The organism is Curvibacter sp. GW821-FHT09D12 (genome assembly GCF_059416245.1).
On the sequence record NZ_JBWKOU010000001.1, the window covers coordinates 430,495 to 450,883 of the forward strand.

Sequence of the window (20,389 nt, forward strand, 5' to 3'; positions counted from 1 at the left end):
CGCACTGGAGCGCGGCACATGGCCTTGGAAATTGGTTCGGCATTTTCACTTGACGACAGCAATCTGCCTGAGGCCACGCCGTTGGCTGCGCCCGTTGGGCCACCTCGCACCCTGGGCTGGCAGGTAGAGCGCATTGGCTTTCCGGCCGAGTTGCCTCTGCGCCTGTTTTTCCACGATGTGCGAGACGTGGGGCTGCACCTGCATTCGGCCTTCGAGCTTTTGCTGGTGCTCAACGGCGAGGTCGAGTTGCACACCGCGATGGGCTTGCAGCGGGTACGGACGGGTGATTTGGCCCTGGTGCATGCGGGCGAGCCCCATGCCAGCCACGACCTGGGGGGCGCCAATCTGGTGTTGTGCCTGCAACTGGACCCCGCCGGTGCGCGGCATGACCCGGAGTTTCGACGCCGGCGTTTTCAGATCGAGGGGCTCAACAGCGAGCCCAGTTTGCGCCCCTTGCGAGACCGACTGCGCGGGCTGCTGGCGTCCATGATGTGGGAGCAGCGCCTGCAGCGCCCGGGTTGGAAGCTCGAAATCGAGGCCGGTGTCTTGCAAATGGTGTCGTGCCTGATCCGTGGCCTGCCCTCGGCGCTGGGGCCCGAGGCCCATCCCATGCTGCTGCCCGAGGAGGAGCAGGCCCTGGGCCGGCGCCTGCAGCGGGTCTGCCAGTATGTGCAGGACCATGTGGCCGAGCCCATCTCGGTGGGGGAGGTGGCCCAGGCCCTGGGCTGGTCGAGCGGCTACCTGGCCCGGCTGTTCAAGGCCGAGACGGGCAACACCTTCGGCCAGTTCATCACCCTGGTGCGGCTGCGCCGGGCCCTCGATGCCCTGAGTCGGCCCGTCACCGGCACCTTGCTCGATGTGGCGCTGTCCTGTGGCTTTCCCAATGCCAAGGCGTTCAACCTGGCCTTTCGCCGCGCGCTGGGTTGCACCCCAGGTGAATGGCGCCTGGCCCATCGGGTGGTCCCCGGGCGCGCTGGCAGCGCCTACGGCGCGGCGAACGAGCTGGACGCCATGCGTCTGCTGCAAGCTTATGTCCCGCCCTCGAACAGTTGAGCCTGCAGACGCCTTGCCGGCGTCGGGACCACTGAGCCTCAAGCCCTGGCAGCGTGCCTGGGTGACGCAGCAGTTGCAAACCCTGCCGCCACGTCAGCGCCTGTGGCGGCTGTTGGTGCTGGCCCTGGCCGACGGCACCCCGGAGCGCTATCAGTCCTGGGTGGCACAAGGCGTGGGTGGATTGTTTGTGCCGGGCGCCCCTGATGAGCACAGCGCCCGGTTGGTGAGCCAGCTACAGTCCCATGCCCGCTCATTGGGGCGGGCGGATGTGCTGGTCGCAGCCGACATCGAGTTTGGTGAGCACACCGGTGCCGATGGGCTGGGTTTTCCGAACGCCATGGCGGTGGCCGCCACCGGGCGCACCGTCTGGGCCCGCCGCATGGGGCAGGCTGCGGCCCAGGCGGCGCGGCGTTGCGGGGTCAACTGGGTGCTGTCGCCCGTGGTCGATCTGGACCTCAATCCGCACAACCCGGTGGTCAACACCCGCTCCTTCGGTGTCGAACCGGCCCAGGTGGCCGCCTTGTCGCGGGCCTTTGTGCAAGGATTGCAGGCACAGGGGCTGGCCGCCAGCGCCAAGCACTGGCCCGGCGATGGTGTGGACTGGCGGGACCACCACCTGGAGCCCAGTTGCAACAGCCTGTCGCGTGAGGCCTGGCTGGCCCGCTATGCCCCGGTGTGGCGCGCCGCCATCGAGGCGGGCGTGCGCACCGTCTTGTGTGGCCACATCGGGCTGCCCGCCCTGGACCAAGGGCTGAGCCGGCCCGCCAGCCTGTCGCCGGTGCTCAGCACCGAGTGGCTGCGCGGTGAACTGGGTTTTGAGGGGCTCTTGCTGTCGGATGCCACGCTGATGGCCGGCTTTTCAGCCTGTGGTCCCCGTTGGCAGACCCTGCCTCAGGCGGTCGCTGCGGGTTGTGACATGTTGCTGTTCTCGGGGCAGCCCGAGCTTGATGTGGCGTATCTGGAGCGGGCCTTGGCCGAGGGGCGCCTGAGTTGGGCCCGGGTCAACCAAGCCCTGGCGCGGGTGCTGGCGCTGCAATGCGTGCTGGGCCTGGTACCGTCACCGCGACGCTCCGGTGCCCCCCCTTCGGTTGGGCCCGATGAGACCACCGAACGCGACCAGGAACAGCAATGGGCCCGCGAATGTGCCGCTGCGGCCCTGACCCGGGTGCGCGACCTGGACGGCCTGCTGCCTCTGGTGCCCCAACGCCACCGCCGCATCCTGCTGGTGGAAGAGGGCGAGCGACAAACCCCCTTCGGCCAGCCCTTGCCCGATCTGCGCATGGCTGAACTGCTGCAGGCCGAGGGCTTTGTCGTGACCCGCTACCGTCCCCACACCTTGGTCGATCCCGACCTGCACGACGTGCTGATCTATGTGCTGGCCCGTGAGGCCGGCATGTGCCGGGGCAGCCTGCGCCTGGACTGGAAGCGCCTGCACGGCGACACCGCCCGCGCCATGGAGCGCCACTGGCACACCCTGCCACACCTGCTGATCTCCTTTGGCAACCCCTATCACCTGGCGGATGCCTCGGGTTGCCGCTGCTGGATCAATGCCTACTCGCCCGTGCCGGCCATGCAGCAGGCCTGCGTACAAGCCCTGCTGGGCCGGGCACCCTGGTCGGGGCGCAGCCCCGTGGAAGTGGGGGCCGCGATGGCGGCTTGGGGCGCTTTGCGCTAGCGTCCCCATGCGATTTTCACAGAGCGAACACCCTGCACACCCAGGCCGTGGGCGCGCTGTTTGAAAAGATCAGGGCCCCGACACCTCGACAGGTGCTTGAAGTCCGAGTCTTCTGGGGGATTCTCGCCCCTCAATCCCAAAGGACGTGTGCGCCGGTGTCGGACGCGCCATGAAAAAAGGCCTGCTCGCAAGAGCAGGCCTTTCAACTGTGCAGTTGTGCAGTTCGGAGATCAGTAGCGTCCGCCGCCGTATCCGCCCGTGCCATAGCCAACATCCTTGCGTTGGGTGGCGGTGTAACCGGCAGCGCTGTAGCCGCCGGACTTGTTGTTATCTTCGCGCGGGCGGGCCAGGTTCACCACAATGGAGCGGCCATCGACAGACATGCCGTGCAGGCCGGTGATGGCGGCCTGGGCCACCTCAAGGGAGGCCATTTCCACAAAGCCGAAGCCCTTGGAGCGACCGGTTTCGCGGTCCATCATCACCTTGGCGGATGAAACGCTGCCGAACTCGGAAAAATTGCTTTTCAGGCTGGCGTCGTCGACGGAGTAGGGCAGATTGCCCACGTAGATTTTGGTGCTCATGTTGGAGCCTTTCTGAGGTGCGGTGCGCAGCTGGTGGCACCCATTCATGATGCTGGCGGGCGCCACTGAGGCGCGCTGCAGCTGGGGGGGGATTGGATCGGATCTGCCTGGAGCGAGTCGTCAGCAAACGGGAGGCGAGGCCATGCACGTTTGCAACCAGCCCTGTGTCACGGCATAGAGCCGGGCCGCATCACGCGAGGCGAAGGCCTTGTCGAAGCGGAAAACGCGGCAGTAGCTGCCATTGCCGAGAGAGCGGTGGACCGAAAAAGAGGCACGGAAGCGGCCGCAATCGGTCTGATGTGTCGTGGGCGAAACGACGTACTTGCCCATGGAAATGGAGGTCTTTGAAATCTGATTCATTCAGAAGCGCAGGCTCGAATCGAGCCGCGTGAGCATTGGAAACGCTGTTGGCTGCAGCTCTACAAACCAACTGAAGGGGCTGCATCAACAATGAGGCGGCGCACTCTTTTGTGTGTGGTTCCTGGTTTTTGCCAGCTTTGTTGGCTCCGGCCACCACCCGGTGAATATAACAGTAATTCATGTTGTTTCATGAATAAATACTTTTTTGGAATAAAAGAGTGCTTTCACAAAAAGAGTGCTTTTACCAACCAACAAGGCGTGGCCGGGCTGGCATGGGGCCGGCACGCCCAGGTCTGATCGTGCCTGGACACAAACAAAATCTGCCCCCCCTGGCGTCTTACCAGGGGATTGGGATTGTGGATGCCGCAGTCGCTTTGCGGCGCCTGGTGCCCTGAGGCCTCACGCCTGCGACGTGGTCACCTCAAACCCCGCGCTCGGCCCCGAGGCCGAATCGGGCCCGATCCACAGCTCGTAGCGTCCGCTCTCGCAGACCAGACGCAGATGCCGGTCATGAAAGCGCAGTGCGTCGGTGTGCAGTTCGAAGCTCACGCGCTGGCTTTCGCCGGGTAGCAGGCTGATGCGCTGAAAGTCTTTCAGCTCGCGCACCGGGCGGGTCACCGAGCCCACCAGATCGCGCACATAGAGCTGCACGACTTCGGTGGCGCTGCGGTGCCCGGTGTTGCTCAGCAGCACCGAGGCGCACAGGGTGCCGCCCGGTGTGAGCTGGCTGGCCGACAGTTGCAGGTCGCTGTACTCGAAGCGGGTATAGCCCAGGCCGAAGCCGAACGGGAACAGGGGCCGGTGGTCCTCATCGAGGTAGGCGGCAAAGAAGCCGCTCGGGTCCAGCGGGGTGCCCGAGGGGATGCTGGGTGCATCGGGATGGGGCGGGCGACCTGTGTTTTTGTGGTTGTAGAAGATGGGGATCTGGCCCACGCTGCGCGGAAAGCTCACCGGCAGGCGTCCGCTGGGGGACTCGCCGCACAGCACATCGACGATGGCCGGGCCGCCCTGGCTGCCCGGGTGCCAGGCGTACAGCACGGCCTGGGCGTGCGGCAGCACCGGCCCCAGCACCAGGGGGCGGCCGGCCATGATCACCAGCACCACGGGCACGCCGGTGGCGGCCACGGCCTCCAGCAGGGTCTGCTGCGCGCCGGGCAAGTCGAGGTGGGCTCGGCAGTGGGCTTCGCCGCTCAGACCGGCGTCCTCGCCCAGGCACAGCACCACCACCTCGGCGCTGCGGGCCAGGGCGACCGCCGCGTCCAGTCCGTCCAGATCGTGGCTGCGGCAGTGCTCCAGGCCGCGGGCATGCACCACGCGCCGGGGGCCCAGGCGCTCCTGCAAGGCCGCGAAAACGGTCTGGCTGTGCTGGCGTTCGCCATCGAACACCCAGCAGCCCAGTTGTTCGCCTGGGGCGTCGGCCAGGGGGCCGATCACCGCCACACGCCGTGCGTGCTCGCCCAAGGGCAGTCCGTGCTCATTTTTCAGCAGCACGCAGCTGTCGCGGGCCAGGCTGCGTGCCAGTTGGGTGGCCGCCGGGCGCTGGGCTGGGGTGCGGTCGGGTGCGCCATAGGGGTGCTGGAACAAGCCCAGTCGGGCCTTGATGCGCAGGATGCGGCGCACGGCGTCGTCGACCAGGGCCCCGTCCAGAAGGCCTTGTTCGATCAGACCCGCAATGTGGTCCCCATAGCTGGTGCTGGCCATTTCCATGTCGACGCCGGCGCTCACGGCGGCATGGGCGGCCGCGGCGGCGTTTTCGCAAAAGCCGTGGGCAATCATCTCGGTCACCGAGCACCAGTCGCTGACCACCAGGCCATCAAAGCCCCAGCGTTCTTTCAGCGTGCCACGGATCAGGTCTTCGTGGCCGGTGGCGGGCACGCCGTCGAGGTCGTTGAAGGCGCTCATCACCGTCATCACACCGGCTTGCTGGGCTGCCAGGAAGGGGGGCAGATAGGTGTCGAGCAAGGCCCTCGGGGCCAGGTCGGTGGCACTGTAGTCGCGCCCGCCTTCGGCCGCGCCATAGCCCACAAAGTGCTTGGCGCAAGCCGCCACGCCTTCTTGCTGGTAGCCCTGCACCATGGCCACGCCCAGGCGCGAGATCAGCAGCGGGTCTTCCCCAAAGCTCTCGGCAATCCGCCCCCAGCGCGGGTCACGGGCCACGTCCAGCATGGGTGAGAAGGTCCAGTTCACGCCGGCTGCGCCGGCTTCGCGCGCCGAATGCGCGGCGGCCTGGCGCACGCGCTCGGGGTCGAAGGCGGCGGCCTGGCCCAGGGGGATCGGAAACACGGTCTGAAAGCCGTGGATCACGTCCCGGCCCAGCAGCAGCGGAATGCCCAGGCGGGAGTGTTCCACCGCCAGCCACTGGTAATGGTAGGCATCGTCACCCACCACGTTGATCAGGGAGCCGGCGCCACCCCGGCGCACGCGCTCTTCCTGGTCGCGGCCATGCGGCTGCACCTGGGTCATCTGGCCCAGCTTCTCGGCCAGGGTCATGCGGGAAATCAGTTGCTCGATGTCGTGTTCGGTCATAGGGAGGGCAGGGCCGGCACCAGGCCGACCCGGGGGTTTGAGTTTCGCCAGAGCCCGCAGATGGTCCGCAGAAGGCCTGCAGGGTCTGGCGAGGCTGTGTTGGGCAATTCAGAACAGCACCTGGGTTGTCAGGCGCAGGTCGCGTGAGGAGCTGCCAACCTCCACCCGCAACGGGCCGCGGGCACATTGCCAGCCGCTCTCGGTCCAGACGCTCAGGGGGTGGCCCGGGTCGTTGCGGCTGATGCGGCGGTGCACCCGGTGGCTTTCGCCGGCAGCCAGCGGCAGGGATGCAAAGTCGACCAGGCGATGGGGTGGCTGGCCGGGCACGGGCAGGCCGAGGTAGACCTGGGCCACTTCGCGGCCGGCACACGCTCCGCTGTTGCGTACCGTGAAGCTGAGCTCCAGCCCGTCGGCATCGGCTTGCACTTGCAGATCGCTGTACTCAAAGCGGGTATAGGACAGGCCGTGGCCGAAGGCAAAGCGCACCGGCAAGGCCCGTGCATCGAAGCCCCGGTAGCCCACCTGCAGGCCTTCGCTGTAATGCACGGTGCCGTCCTCGCCCGGGTACTGGGCGCGGCTGCGCAGCAGGCCATGGGCGCTGAGTGGAAAGCTCACCGGCAGTTTGCCCGAGGGGTTCACATCGCCGACCAGAATGCGCGCCAGGGCACTGCCTTGTTCCTGCCCCAGGTACCAGGCCTGCAGGATGGCGGGCACGCCGCTTTCCCAGCTTTCGGTCTCGACCGGGCCGCCGCTCATGTTGATCACCACGGTGCGCGGGTTGGCCGCGGCCACGGCGCGCACCAGGGCGGCCTGGTTGTTGGGCAGTCGCAGGTCGGGGCGATCCATCTGCTCGGTTTCGTAGCTGCGCACTGCCACCACCACCAGGTCCGCGCCTTCGGCCAGAGCGCAGGCTTCGCGCGCCGACGCGGTAGGGCTTTCACTGGGCGGGCGCCAGCCCAGGCGCACCTGGGCGCCGGTCAGCCAGCCTTGCGAGGGGGCGTTGGCCAGGTACTCGATGCACAGCTCATGGCCCTGGGCACTCGCCTGCAGTTCCAGGGCGACGCCGGCTGTTTCGGGGGGCGGGCCCGCCTCGCCGCCGCCGCTGCCCAGTGGCTGAGGTGGCAGTTCGCGGGCTTCGGGCAGGCTGTCGGCGCGCAGGTTCATCTGGGCCTGGGCCACGGGCCAGTCGGGTGCCACCGGGCTGTCACTTCCATCGGTGGCGCGTTTCACGTCAGCATGGGCGCCCCAGGCAGCGCCGGAGGCACCGGCCCCACTGGCCGAGCCGCCGCCAGCGCGGAAGGCATCCAGCACCAACTCGCCGTCGAGCCAGATGCGCAGTGTGCCCAACAAGGTGGCGCAGAGCTCGTAGCGGCCACTGGTGGGCACCACCAGGCGGCCTGTGAAGCGCGCCGAGATGCCTCCCGACAGTTCATTGGGCAGCTTGGGGTAGCGGCTGGAGTTGGCGTCGAAGCCCGGGAAATTGAAGAAGCCGCCGTTCAGGGCCACCTGGGGCATCACGCATTCAAAGCAGGACTCGCCGCCCAGGTGGGGGTTGTTCCAGAAGCGGGTGTGCAGGCCGGGCCCAGCATCGGCCTCGGGGCCGCTGCGCAGGCAGCCACTGGGCAGGGAATCGGGCCCTGGCAGCAGATCGGCCGACGAGATGGGGTCGCTGCCCACGGCATGCTGTACCAGCACATCGGGGCCCAGGCGCTGGCGCAGACCCTCGAGCAGGCTCACGGCATGGGCCGGTTGCACCCGGCTGCTGCCGCCACCGGCCACGCTGGCGTTGTCGACGTCCGGGCCGATCACCACCACGCGGCGCAGGGTCTCGGGGCGCACCGGCAGCAGAGCGTCGTCGTTCTTCAGCAGCACCACCGCCTGTTCGGCCACGGCCTGGGCGACGCTGCGGTGGGCTTCGTCGTTCAAGGGGGCGATGACGGGCGGGCGCTCAATCAGCTGCAGGCCGACCATGGTGCGCAGGATGCGGCGGCACATCTCGTCCAGGGTGGCCAGGGGCACCTGGCCTTGCTCCACGGCCTGTTGCAGGCGCTCACCATAGTGCTGGCCCGAGGGTTGCTCCTGGTCCAGGCCGGCCAGGGCCGAGGGCGCCGTGCTGTGGGTGGCGGCATAGTCGCTCATCACCCAGCCCGCAAAGCCCCACTCGCGGCGCAGCACCTGGTCCAGCAGCCAGTGGTTCTCGCAGGCAAAAACGCCGTTGACACGGTTGAAGGCCCCCATCAGCGAGGCCACGGCACTGTGGCGCACCACGGCCTCGAACGGCCGCAGGTAGATTTCGCGCAGGGTGGCTTCGTCCACCGCGGCGTTCACGCTGGCGCGTTCGTGCTCCTGGTTGTTGACGGCGTAGTGCTTGAGGCAGGCGGCAACCGAGTGAGCCTGGATGGCCGGAATCTCCGCCAGCGCCATGCGGGCATTGAGCAGGGGATCCTCACCAAAGGATTCGAAGGTGCGCCCGCCCACCGGCACACGTGCGATGTCCACGGCCGGCGCCAGGATCACGTTGTGGCCGCTGGCGCGGGCCTCCCAGCCCAGCACGTCGCCATAGCGCTGGGCCAGTTCGGTGTTCCAGCTGGCGGCCAGGGCGATCGGCGCTGGCAGGGCGGTGGCGCGGCCACCATGCACGGCGCCATTGTTGATGCGCACGCCGCAAGGGCCGTCGGCCATGGTCAGTTCGGGCAGGCCGGGGCCGGCCACGGCCGCGCTGTAGAAGCCGAAGTTGTAGTTGAGGTCACCGCTGACCAGTTCGATCTTGTCGTTCAGGCTCATGCGGGCCAGCAGTTCGGCCACGCGTTCGTTCAGGCCGGGTTGGTGGCGCCAGTCGGCGTGCAGGGGATTCAGGGTGTTCATGGGATCAGGGCTGCAGGAAGTTTCTGTTGAAGAGAGGGGATCAGCGCACCTTGCGGATGGGCAGCACGGCCAGTGCGCCCAACAAGGCGAACACGGCCGCGGCGGTGAACAGCGCGCTGTAGTTCTGGGGGCCGCCCAAGGCCAGGAACAGGGGGGCGATCATGGGCGCCACGGATTGCGGCATGGCGCTGGCCAGGTTGAACAGGCCCAGGTCTTTGGCGGCCTCATCGGGGTTGGGCAGCACTTCGGTCACCAGGGCCAGGTCGACCGCCACATACATGCCTTGGCCCAGGCCGCACACGCCCACGCCCAGCAGCAGGCCCTGAAAGTCATGGGCCACGCCGATGACCAGCAGACCGGCCGCGTAGATCAGCGCGGCCATCAGCACAAAGGCCTTGCGCCGCCCGCTGCGATCGCTGAGCCAGCCACTGGCCAGGCTCGACAGCACGATGGTGATGGACGACACCAGGGTAGAGCGGAACATCATGTCGGGCACGGCCTCGGTGCTCGCCCCCAGCTTGTCGAGCATGTAGAACACCTGGTAGGTCATCAGGGTGGCGATGCCCAGCAGCAGCATGAAGCGGCTGGCAAAAGCCCACAGAAAATCGCGGGCGCCATGCGGGCTGATCAGGAAGCTGCGGGCAAAGCCCGACAGGCCCAGTGCTTCGGGCAACTGTGCGGGGGCCATGCGGTCGCGCATGCTGGCGCACAGCACCAGCACGAAGACCGTGAACAGGCCCGCGGGCAACAAAAACATCTGGGCTAGGCTGCTTGTCTCCTGGGCCACGTACACCCCGGCGAGGATGCCGGCCGGCATGCACATGCCCAGCAGGCCGCCGACGGCGCCACGCTGAGATTCAGGAATCTGGTCGGGCATCAAGGCCATCAGGGCCGCCAGGACGGCGTTGTAGGCCAACTGGGCGATCGACCAGCCGACCATGAGCATCCACACCGACGGGCTGATGGCCACGATGGCCAAGCCGGCCAAGCCCAGCAGCGCTCCGCCGACCAGCCAGGGGCGGCGCATGCCGAAGCGCGAGCGGGTGCGGTCGCTGAACAGTCCGGCCACCGGGTTGGCAATCATGGCCACGAAGGCCCCGATGCCGAGCACCCAGGCCAGGGTGGACTCTTTGCTGTCGGGGGCCAACTGGTTCACCTTGAGGGCCATGGTGACGATGACCGGGGTCATCACGGCCATCCAGAAGCCGAAAGTGGCCAGGCCGTACAAAGCAATGAAGCGGCGTGAGGCGCGCGCCGGGGCGGTGCGCCCGGGCAGCAGGGTGTCGGGGGCGCGTTGGGCTGTGGTCATGGAGGTGTGGGGGGGGGTGAGGTAGGGGCGCGTCGGGGCCCGGCCCCGGGCAGGGGCCTGCTGGAGCCGGGCAGGGGCGCACAGGCGTGCGCGGGGGGCTGGGTTACGGCTTGCCCTTGGCGGCTGCCTGGCCTGCCTTGACGTACTTCATTTCGTTGAAGGTCAGCACCTCGAAACGGCCACCGCGGTAGACGACCTCGGTGATGCTGGCGTTGGACAGCGGCTTGTGCAGCGGGTAGTTGTTGCCGGGGGCCAGGGTGTCCACCACGGCCGCGATGGCCAGGCCATGCGAAACCACCAGCACCTTGCCGCCACCCTTGAGTGCCTGCTGGCTGGCGATGTCGGTCAGGGCACTGGTCAGTCGCTGGGTGATGGTGGCGTAGTCCTCGGCCGGCCAGGTCTTGCCATGCGTGGTGCCACGCTGGCGGTCCATGGCAGCGACGGTGTTGGCAAAGCGCTTGGGCGTGAACTTTTCAAGCCAAGGCCCCAGAGGCAAGCCGTCAAAACGTGCCGCGTCGTCCCACAGGGTGGCGTTGAGGTCGGCCTCATAGCTGCCGAAGTTGAACTCGCGCAGGCGCGAGTCGATCTGCAGGGGCAACTGCGTCTGGCCGCTGAACTGTTGCACCACGCGGGCGGTTTCCATCGCGCGTCCGCTGTCGCTGCTGTACACCGCCGCGAAGGGCGTGTTTTTCAGGCCGCGGCCCAGGTCTTGCGCCACCGCGATGCCCTCGGGGGTCAGCACGGCATCCGACCAGCCCTGGACGCGGTCGCTGATGTTGAGCATGGTCTTGCCATGGCGGGTCAGGAAGAGATGGACTTCCGCTTCTTCGGCCGGTGCGGCTTGGGCCATGGGGGCGCCGAGGGCCAGAGCGAGCAGGCTCAGGCCAAAGCTCCGGCGCAGGATGTTCTTGAGGATCATGAGGTGTCTCCTGCGGGTTTAGAAGAATTCGTGCCGGTAGTCGAGGCGGATCATCGGCCCCGTCTTGCTGGCATTGAGCTGTCGGCCCTGGGTGACGTCGGGCACGCCCTGAACCTCGCGCCAGTTGCGCGACCAGTCATAGGCCACCACGGTGTGCAGGCCCTTGAGGAAGCTGGGCTTGTATTCGACGAACACCATCACGTCGCCATGCGACAGGCCCACGCCCTTGAACTTCATGCCGCTGCCGTAGTAGGCGCCGGCGCCCACGCTGAATTCGCGGTCCAGTGGCTGTACCGCTGTGCCGAACACCATCAGCTCGCGGTGGTTCATGTAGTCGATCATCCCGTTGTAGGCCGGGCTGACGAATCGGCCCACGGCATTGCGCGCGATGTTGTACTCAAAGAAGCCCATGCCGTTGGGGTTGCTGTTCGGGGCGTGGGTGTAGGTGGCACCGCCCTGCAACAGGGTTTTGTCGGCTTGGCCGCTGAAGCGAACCGCCGTGTGGTAGGCGTCACGGTCGAAGCCGCGGCGGGAATTGGCGTTTTCCTGCTGCCACACGCTGAGGGCGCGGTTGTGGTACAGAAAGCCCTCGGTCTTGAGCGAGCCCTTTTGGCTGGGGTCGGCCTGCCAGACGCCTTCCAGGCCTTCGCGCATCACGTAGTGCGGTGCGGCACCGGCAAAGTACAGCAGCGAGCGGTTCTTTTGCGGTTCCCACTTGATCTGCGCGGTGGCCAGGTAGTCGATGGCCGTGCCCTTGGCGGTGGTGAAGCGGCGCTTGAAGGTCTCGTTGCGGTCGATGCTGGCATCCACCACGGCGACCAGCCCGCTCCAGGCTCCTTGCTGGGCATCGAGGCGGGCGCCGCTGTAGAGCTTCTCCAGCGCACGGCTGTCGCGTGCGTGCAGCATGCCCATGTTGGACACCTTCTGCACCCCCAGGCGCGACTTGAAGTTCGTTTCGTCGGCCTGCCACTTGAGCTTGAGCGCGTGTTCACCGATGCGGCTGAAGCTGGCCGGGTTGCGTGGCAGGGTGCCGTCGGTGAAGCCGCTGGCATCGGTGCCGGTGCTGATGTTCAGCGCGGTGTCGTAGGACAGGTCGAAGCCGACCGCATCAGCCCAATAGCCGCTGCTGAAGTCCAGCGATGACGCCTGAACCCAGGTGTGGTAGTTGGGCGGCAGCGCGGCATCGGGGGTGCTGGTGCCGGCCTTGTACAGGTTGCGCAGGTGCAGGCTCAGGTGGCTGTCGTCGATCAGGGCGTATCCGGTGTGCCAGGCGGGCTTGGCCGCGCTGCTGGTGTTGTCGGCTGCACTGTCCTGAGCCATCGCGGGGCCGCCGATCAGGGCGAAGGTCGCGAGCCCGAGCAGGGGGCGCAGGCGGGTGGGGGCTTGAATCAAAAAGAGTCTCCTTGTGGTCGTCGTCCGACCCGCGCTGTGCTGGCGTCACGCAGGGTGGCCTGCGTCACGCAGCGACGAATCCGCAGCTGCGAATCGGACGAGCGCATTCTTCAAAGAGATCGCCATGGCGTCTGCGCCAAAAGCTGACAGGCACAGGGGCAAATCCTGACCTGTGCGGGAAAGTACGGGGGTATTCAGGCCGATGCGGCGTGGCGCCGGGGTGGCGCGCCGGTTGGGCAGGGCTGGCCCGGGCGGTGGCCAGGCCGATGCGGGAGGGCGCCGAAGCGCCACAGAGGGGTTGGAAAGGGGCTCAGAATCCGAGGCTGGCCAGCAGGTCATCCACCTGCGACTGGTTGGTCACGACCTCGCGGTTGGCCTGGCCGTCCACCACCGGGCCTTGCAGGTCCTTGGTCGCCGGGGCCGGGCTGCTGCTGCCGTCAGGAGCCGTGCTGACCAGCAGGTCCAGCAACTGCTTTTCGATGTCGGAGGCCAGATTGACCACCCGTGCGATGACCTGGCCGGTCAAGTCGTGGAAGTCCTGAGCCATCATGATGTCGGTCAGGTTTTCGTCCATCGCCGCATTCGACTGGCTGACCAGGTGCAGGTAGGTCAGCAAATCCTTGCCCGTGAAGGTGGTGCCGGGATAGCGCTCGATCAGCTCGGTCAGGCGCCGGGTTTCCACATCCACCGGTTCGCGCGCCGCCTTGGTCTTGTCGACCGAGTTCAGCACCTTTTCGGCGGCCTCGCCGGTCAGGCGGGCAATGTAGCTCAGTCGGCTCTTGGCATCGGGCAGCTCTTCGGCCGCGCCGTGCAATTTGTCGGCAATGCCCAGGGCATTGAGCGAGTCATGCAACTGACGGGTGAGCTGGCCCAGGCGAAAGTGGACATCGACTTCATCCTGGTTGTGGGCAATTTCAGGTCCGTGGTCGTCGGTCATGGGCGTTGGGGCTGGGCTGAAGCGTGGGGGCACGCGGTTGGTCACACCGGGGTTTGTAGACTTTCGTCACAATTTTCACAATATAGCCTGACCCAAGCGCTGGTTCAGTGATTTCCATCGGCTGATCCCAGGCAAGCCCTCAATTTTCGGGAAAACCCCGCAGGGGTTTCACCAAAACCCCCTGCAGGAGGTCCGCAATACCTGCCCGGATCTCTGAAACTGGCCATGCGTGGCAAGGCTCGGTATGGCCCTGCCAGGCCGCTCAGAGTTTCTTGACCAATACCTGGCTCTTGCGGTCCCAGTTGTACTTTCGCTTGCGGGCTTCGGGCAGCCAGTCGGGGTCCACGGGCTGGAAGCCGCGCTTGATGAACCAGTGCATGGTGCGGGTGGTGAGCACAAATATGCTTTGCAGGCCCATGGCACGGGCCCGCTGTTCGATGCGCTTGAGGATTTTTTCGCCGTCGCCCTGGCCTTGGCTCTGAGGGGAGACCGTCACGGCAGCCATTTCGGCGGTGCGGGCCTCGGGGTAGGGGTAGAGGGCGGCGCAGGCAAAGATCACGCCGTCGTGGTCGATGATGCTGTAGGCCTCGATGTCGCGTTCGATCTCGGTGCGGCTGCGCTTGACCAGGGTCCCGTCCTTTTCAAACGGCTCGATGAGCTGCAGGATGCCGCCCACGTCGTCCGCCGTGGCTTCGCGCAGTTCTTCCAGCTTTTCGTCCACCACCATCGTGCCGATGCCATCGTGAACATAGACCTCCAGCAGCAGCGAACCGTCCACCGCAAAGGGCAGGATGTGGCTGCGCTCAACGCCGCCCTTGCAGGCCTGAACGCAGTGCTGCAGGTAGAAGGCGGTGTCGGTGGGTTGCTGCGGCTTGGGCAGCAGGGCCAGCAGCTTTTCGGCGGCGGCCAGTGGCAGTTCGGTGTCGATGGGGTTGTCTTCGCCCTCGGGGGCCAGCGGGTCCTGGCGAATGCCGGGCACCTCGGTCAGGAAGATCAGCTTGTCGGCCTGCAATTCGGTGGCCACGCGGGTGGCCACTTCTTCCATGCTGAGGTTGAAAGCCTCTCCGGTGGGTGAGAAGCCGAACGGCGACAGCAGCACCATGGCGCCAAAGTCGAGCGAGCGCTGGATGCTGGCCACGTCGACCTTGCGCACCAGGCCCGAGTGCTTGAAGTCGACGCCGTCGACGATGCCCACAGGCCGTGCGGTCAGGAAGTTGCCCGAGATCATGCGCACCGTGGAGCCCGCCATGGGGGTATTGGGCAGGCCCATGCTGAAGGCGGCTTCGATCTCGTAGCGCAGTTGACCCGCGGCCTCTTGCGCACAGTCGAGCGCGATTTCGTCGGTGATGCGGATGCCGTGGGAGTAGCGTGGCTCTTGGCCCTTGGCGCGCAGTTGCTCGTTGACCTGGGGCCGGAAGCCATGCACCAGCACGATCTTCACCCCCATGCTCTGGATCAGCGCGAGGTCTTGCGCGATGTGCGGCAGCTTGCCCGCCGCAATCGCCTCGCCCGCGATGCCGACCACAAAGGTCTTGCCCCGGTGCATGTGGATGTAAGGCGCCACCGAGCGGAACCAGGGCACGAAAGTGAAATTGAAAACAGCGGACATGGTGGGCGTGGGCGGAGGGGCTACGGGGATATCCGGCCTGTTTTCAGCAATTTCCGGATGCGAGGGCGCAAAGTGTAGCGCCCTCGTTGCACTGCAGCACGGCCCCGCCCGTCCCAGTGTGGGGGGAGGGGCCGGAGATCAGGCTGCGCTCAGCGCGCGCAGGCTGGACACGGTCTGCACGCAGGCCAGGGCCGCCTCGGTGCCCTTCACATTGAAGTGGTTCTGGAAGTACTTGCGATGTTCCAGATGTTCGTGGAAGTGGTGCGGCGTGAGCACGGCGGAGATCACCGGCACATCGGTTTCGAGTTGCACCCGCATCAAGGCCTCGATCACGGTCTGGGCGACGAACTCGTGGCGGTAGATGCCGCCATCGACCACCAGAGCGCAGGCCACCACCGCCTGGTAGCGCCCACTGCGGGCCAGGCGCTGCGCATGCAGCGGGATCTCGAAGGCCCCGGGCACGCCGATCACGTCGATCGCGCTGGCCGCCACACCATGGCGTGCCATCTCGTGCAGGAAGGCCGCGCGGGCCTGCTGAACGATGTCGGCGTGCCAGGCCGCTTCCACAAAGGCGTAGCGGGCATCGGGGGGCAACTGCAGAGGGGCCTGGGCGGCTTGCAGGTCGAGGGGGGGAAGGGAAAAGTCTTTGTGACTCATGACTGACTCGTGGTTTCCATGAAGGGCCCCGAACAGGGGCCGCAGGTTCCAGAAATCAGGGTCGCACGAACACCCACCCCTCCGGCGCGCAGGCAGGCTGGCGCTGGTGGGGCGGGGTGGTCGCGCTCTCTTTCATCCGGACTGTGACCGTCGGCCCCGGAGTCACACCGGGTCTGCTGACCCCGGCCACGCAGCGGTGGCCGGGCGCTCGCGGGCTTGTGCAGCCAAGGCTGCCATCACCGCCGGTGGGGAGTTTCACCCCGCCCTGAGAACGCTTGTTGCTGGCGCAACAAAGCGCCAACGGTCGGATTCTAGGCCCAGATTTGAAGCGTTGCCGGCACGCCCGCGACAGGCCTGACGCTGAATGGGCATTGGCCCGCCGGGCAGGGCGGGTCAGACGGAGAGGGATAATCACGGGTTGTCCATTTTTGAACCGGTCACGCCCTTGTCCACAGCCCCGCTCCAGATCGACTTTCCTGAATCGCTGCCCGTCTCGGGCAAGCGCGACGAGATCATGGCGGCGCTGGCGCAGCACCAGGTGATCATCGTGTGCGGCGAGACGGGCTCGGGCAAAACCACGCAGCTGCCCAAGATTGCCCTGGCGATGGGGCGCGGCCGGCTCAATGCGGCGCCAGGCCAGAAGGGCCAACTGATCGGCCACACCCAGCCGCGCCGCATTGCGGCCAGTTCAGTGGCCAAGCGCATTGCCGAAGAGCTCAAGACTTCGCTCGGGGATGTAGTGGGTTACAAGGTCCGTTTCCAGGACCGCTTGTCCAAGGATTCTTCGGTCAAGCTGATGACCGACGGCATTTTGCTCGCTGAGACCCAGACCGATCCGCTGCTCAAGGCCTACGACACGCTGATCATCGACGAGGCCCATGAGCGCAGCCTCAACATCGACTTTCTGCTGGGCTACCTGCGCCAGATCCTGCCGCGCCGCCCGGACCTGAAGATCGTGGTCACCTCGGCCACCATCGACGCCAATCGCTTTGCCGAGCACTTTGCCTCGGCCAAGGGCCCGGCCCCGGTGATCTACGTGTCGGGCCGCACCTTTCCGGTCGAACAACGCTACCGGCCCTTTGAAGAGTCGCGCGACTACGGCTTGAACGAGGCGATTGCCGATGCGGTCGATGAACTGTGGCAAGGCAATGCGGGTGGCGACATCCTGGTGTTTCTGCCTGGCGAGCGCGAGATCCGCGAGGCGGCCGACCACCTGCGCGGCCACCTGGCCCACCTGCCGCATTTGCGCAATGCCGAGGTGTTGCCCCTGTTTGCGCGGCTGTCGCAGGCCGAGCAAGACCGCATCTTTGACGGACACACCGGGCGGCGCATCGTGCTGGCCACCAACGTGGCCGAGACCTCGCTCACGGTGCCAGGCATCCGCTACGTGGTGGATGCCGGCACCGCGCGCGTGAAGCGCTACAGCTTTCGAAGCAAGGTGGAGCAGTTGCTGGTCGAGCCCATCAGCCAGGCGGCGGCCAACCAGCGGGCCGGGCGCTGCGGCCGGGTGGCCAACGGCATTTGCATTCGCCTGTACGACGAGAAGGACTTCACGGCCCGCCCCCGATTCACCGACCCTGAAATCCTGCGCAGCTCGCTGGCCGGCGTGATCCTGCGCATGAAGTCGCTGCACCTGGGGGTGGTGGAAGAGTTTCCGTTTCTCGAATCCCCTTCGGGCCGCGCGATTGCCGACGGTTACCAGCTGCTGTCCGAACTGGGCGCGGTGGACGATGCCCACGAACTGACGCCCATGGGCCAGGAGCTGGCCCGCCTGCCGCTGGATCCGCGCGTGGGGCGCATGATCATCGAGGCGCGGGATCGCAACGCGCTCGAAGAGGTGTTGGTGATCGCGGCCGCGCTGTCGGTACAGGACGTGCGCGATCGTCCCATGGAGGCCCAGGCCCAGGCCGATCAGGCGCATGCCAAGTGGGACGATGAAAAGAGCGAATTCAGCGGCTACATCCGCCTGTGGCAATGGTTGGCCGACGCGCGGGGCGGCGCCATCCCCCTGACCCGGCGCGGCCAGGCGGTGCCGCCGCCGCCGCCCCAGCGCCGTGCCAGCGCCGCGGTGCTGCCGGTGGCCCAGCGCCTGCAGGCGCCCGCCATCATTGCGCCGCCCGAACCGGCAGCGGCCACCCACAAGTTGAGCAATCGGCAGTACGAAAACCTGCTGCGCCAGAACTTCATCAATGTGCGCCGCCTGCGCGAGTTGCGCGACATCCACAGCCAGTTGCTGACCGTGGTCACTGAGCACCGGTGGGTGATCAACCGCAACCCCGCCAGTTACGAGCAGATCCACCTGTCGATGCTCGCCGGCCTGCTGGGCAATGTCGGCTGGAAGATGGATGAAGAGGGAGGGGCAGGCGCCTCCGGCGAATACCTGGGCGCGCGGGGCATCAAGTTTCATCGCCACCCCGGGGCCCACCTCAAGAAGAAGCCTGGCCGCTGGATCGTCTGTGCCGAACTGGTGGAGACCACGCGCCTTTTCGGCCGCGGTATCGCCAACATCGAGCCGCAATGGCTGGAGCAGATTGGCGGCCACCTGCTGAAAAAGCAGATGCTCGACCCGCACTGGGAAAAACGGGGTGCCGAGGTGGTGGCCTACGAGCGCGCCACCCTCTATGGGTTGGTGGTGTACAGCGGGCGGCGCATCAGCTATGGCCGCATCGATCAGGTGGCGGCGCGCGAGCTCTTCATCCGCCAGGCCCTGGTGGAGGGTGAATACGACACCAAGCTGCCCTTCCTGGCCGCCAATCAGAAATTGATCCGCCAGGTGGAAGACCTGGAGCACAAATCCCGCCGGCAGGACGTGCTGGTCGATGAAGAGCTGATCTATGCCTTCTACGACAAGCTGCTGCCGCCCGACGTCTACAGCGGCGCCACCCTGGAGCATTGGTACCGCGAAGCGTCGCGCCTCAACCCCAAGCTGCTGCACCTGACGCGCGAAGAGCTGATGCGCCACGAGGCCGCCGGCATCACCACCAGCGCATTTCCACGCCATGTGCGCCTGGGCGGGGTGGACTGTGTGGCGGCCTACCTGCACGAGCCCGGTGATGCCAAGGATGGCGTGACCGTGGATGTGCCACTGTTCGTGCTCAACCAGGTCAACGACGAGCGCTGCGAGTGGCTGGTGCCCGGCATGCTCAGGGACAAGGTGCAGGCCTTGCTCAAGAGCCTGCCGCAAAAACCGCGCGCACGCCTGGTGCCCTTGCCCGAGAGCGCCAGCCGTTTCACCGAGCGCTTGATCGAGCCGGCCGTGTACGGCCATGGCAGCTTGACCGATGCCTTGCTCAAGCTGGTGCGCGAGCAGGTGCAATTGGATGTGAAGCGCGCCGACTTCAAGCTTGACATGCTCGCCGCACACCTGTTCATGAACGTCCGGGTGGTCGATGAGCACGGCCGGCAACTGGGCATCGGGCGCAACCTCGGGGCGCTCAAGGCCGAGCTGGGGTCGAAGGCGCGAGGTGCTTTCCAGGCCCTGGCTGGTCTCAAGGTGGCGGCGACACCGGCTCCTGTGCCCACGGCAGAAGCCCGCCAGCCCGAGCCGGCGGGCCGGGGCAAGGCGGCCCCCGCAGCCGCTGCCCCCCCGGCGCGCAGTGCAGAGCAGCGCTACACCGCCTGGACTTTTGGCGAACTGCCCGAGCTGATGGAGATCCGCCGCGGTCAGCAGACGCTGATCGGCTTTCCGGCGCTGATCGATGGCGGCGATGCGGTCAGTATCGAGGTGTTCGACGAGCCTGATGTGGCCGCAGCCCGGCACCGCGCCGGCCTGCGGCGGCTGTTTGCGCTGCAGATCCGGGACGCGCTCAAGTACCTCGAAAAGAACATCCCCGACCTGCAGAAGATGGCGGTGGCCTACATGCCGCTGGGCACGCAGGAGGAACTGCGCGAGCAGATCCTGGACGTGGCGCTGGAGCGCGCTTTTCTGCTGGAACCATTGCCCACCGACGAGTACGCCTTCAAGCGTCGCATCGAAGAAGGCCGGGGTCGCCTGACCCTGATCGCCAATGAGGTGGCGCGCCTGGCCGGGACCATTCTTCTGGAGTACGCCGCAGCGGCGCGCAAGATCAAGGACACCAAGAACGCCCCCGAGGCCACCGCCGATGGGGCCCAGCAACTGCAGCGCCTGATGCCCAAGAAGTTCCTGGCCCTCACACCCTGGGCCCAATTGCAGCATTTTTCGCGCTATCTCAAGGCCATCACGCTTCGCCTGGACAAATACCGAGCCGACCCGGCGCGTGACGCCTCGCGACTGGCCGAACTGCGCCCGCAGGAGCAGCGCTACTGGCGTCTGGTGGCCGAGCGCAAGGGGGCCGTGGATGCCCGCATGCAGGAGTTCCGCTGGCTGCTCGAAGAGCTCAGGGTGAGCTTTTTTGCGCAGGAGTTGCGCACCCCGCAGCCGGTCAGCATCAAGCGCCTGGACAAGGCCTGGGCCCAGATCAACAGTTGAAGAGTCGAGCGCTCGGGCTTGATTGCAGCAATAAAACCGCCGGAAGATTGGTCACG

13 protein-coding genes and 1 riboswitch are annotated in these 20,389 nt (G+C 66.7%); of the genes, 3 read left to right on the forward strand and 10 right to left on the reverse strand.

The window, feature by feature from the left end; all coding sequences use genetic code 11:
• Window positions 1–18 precede the first annotated feature (18 nt).
• Both AC07PT_RS02045 and AC07PT_RS02050 read left to right on the forward strand, forming a co-directional pair.
• Window positions 19–1,053, forward strand: coding sequence for a helix-turn-helix transcriptional regulator (locus AC07PT_RS02045; protein ID WP_494655605.1), 1,035 nt, complete (start codon window positions 19–21; stop codon window positions 1,051–1,053).
• Window positions 1,031–2,728, forward strand: a complete 1,698-nt coding sequence (locus AC07PT_RS02050) for a glycoside hydrolase family 3 protein (RefSeq protein ID WP_494655606.1) — start codon at window positions 1,031–1,033, stop codon at window positions 2,726–2,728. The genes AC07PT_RS02045 and AC07PT_RS02050 overlap by 23 nt, the downstream gene beginning before the upstream one ends.
• Before the next feature lie 230 nt (window positions 2,729–2,958).
• On the opposite strand, the gene rbp is transcribed toward AC07PT_RS02050, so the two are convergent.
• The 10 genes from rbp to AC07PT_RS02100 form a co-directional block, all read right to left on the reverse strand.
• Window positions 2,959–3,309, reverse strand: coding sequence for an RNA-binding regulator (gene rbp / locus AC07PT_RS02055; protein WP_492345269.1), 351 nt, complete (start codon window positions 3,307–3,309; stop codon window positions 2,959–2,961).
• Between the two features lie 120 nt (window positions 3,310–3,429).
• On the reverse strand, window positions 3,430–3,639 hold the full coding sequence (locus AC07PT_RS02060; protein WP_494655607.1) for a hypothetical protein: 210 nt from the start codon (window positions 3,637–3,639) through the stop codon (window positions 3,430–3,432).
• Window positions 3,640–4,068: 429 nt separating this feature from the next.
• Entirely contained in the window at window positions 4,069–6,195 is a 2,127-nt protein-coding gene (locus tag AC07PT_RS02065) for a glycoside hydrolase family 3 N-terminal domain-containing protein (protein ID WP_494655608.1), read from the reverse strand.
• A 108-nt stretch (window positions 6,196–6,303) separates the two neighbouring features.
• On the reverse strand, window positions 6,304–9,060 hold the full coding sequence (locus tag AC07PT_RS02070; RefSeq protein WP_494655609.1) for a beta-glucosidase: 2,757 nt from the start codon (window positions 9,058–9,060) through the stop codon (window positions 6,304–6,306).
• Between the two features lie 40 nt (window positions 9,061–9,100).
• Window positions 9,101–10,369 carry an MFS transporter gene (locus AC07PT_RS02075; RefSeq protein ID WP_494655610.1) on the reverse strand — a complete coding sequence of 423 codons (1,269 nt, stop codon included), beginning with the start codon at window positions 10,367–10,369 and terminating at the stop codon, window positions 9,101–9,103.
• Between the two features lie 103 nt (window positions 10,370–10,472).
• The gene (locus AC07PT_RS02080) at window positions 10,473–11,288 is read right to left on the reverse strand and encodes a histidine phosphatase family protein (protein WP_494655611.1); all 816 of its coding nucleotides are present in this window, start codon (window positions 11,286–11,288) and stop codon (window positions 10,473–10,475) included.
• An 18-nt stretch (window positions 11,289–11,306) separates the two neighbouring features.
• Entirely contained in the window at window positions 11,307–12,680 is a 1,374-nt protein-coding gene (locus AC07PT_RS02085; protein WP_494655612.1) for an OprD family outer membrane porin, read from the reverse strand.
• Between the two features lie 310 nt (window positions 12,681–12,990).
• On the reverse strand, window positions 12,991–13,617 hold the full coding sequence (locus AC07PT_RS02090; protein WP_492345276.1) for a protein phosphatase CheZ: 627 nt from the start codon (window positions 13,615–13,617) through the stop codon (window positions 12,991–12,993).
• Between the two features lie 262 nt (window positions 13,618–13,879).
• On the reverse strand, window positions 13,880–15,226 hold the full coding sequence (gene argA / locus AC07PT_RS02095; RefSeq protein ID WP_019575251.1) for an amino-acid N-acetyltransferase: 1,347 nt from the start codon (window positions 15,224–15,226) through the stop codon (window positions 13,880–13,882).
• Between the two features lie 138 nt (window positions 15,227–15,364).
• Window positions 15,365–15,883, reverse strand: a complete 519-nt coding sequence (locus AC07PT_RS02100; RefSeq protein ID WP_492345278.1) for a 6,7-dimethyl-8-ribityllumazine synthase — start codon at window positions 15,881–15,883, stop codon at window positions 15,365–15,367.
• A 120-nt stretch (window positions 15,884–16,003) separates the two neighbouring features.
• Window positions 16,004–16,160, reverse strand: a riboswitch (FMN riboswitch).
• Window positions 16,161–16,247: 87 nt separating this feature from the next.
• Here AC07PT_RS02100 and hrpA point away from each other — a divergent pair.
• The gene (gene hrpA, locus AC07PT_RS02105) at window positions 16,248–20,333 is read left to right on the forward strand and encodes an ATP-dependent RNA helicase HrpA (RefSeq protein ID WP_494655613.1); all 4,086 of its coding nucleotides are present in this window, start codon (window positions 16,248–16,250) and stop codon (window positions 20,331–20,333) included.
• Window positions 20,334–20,389 lie beyond the last annotated feature (56 nt).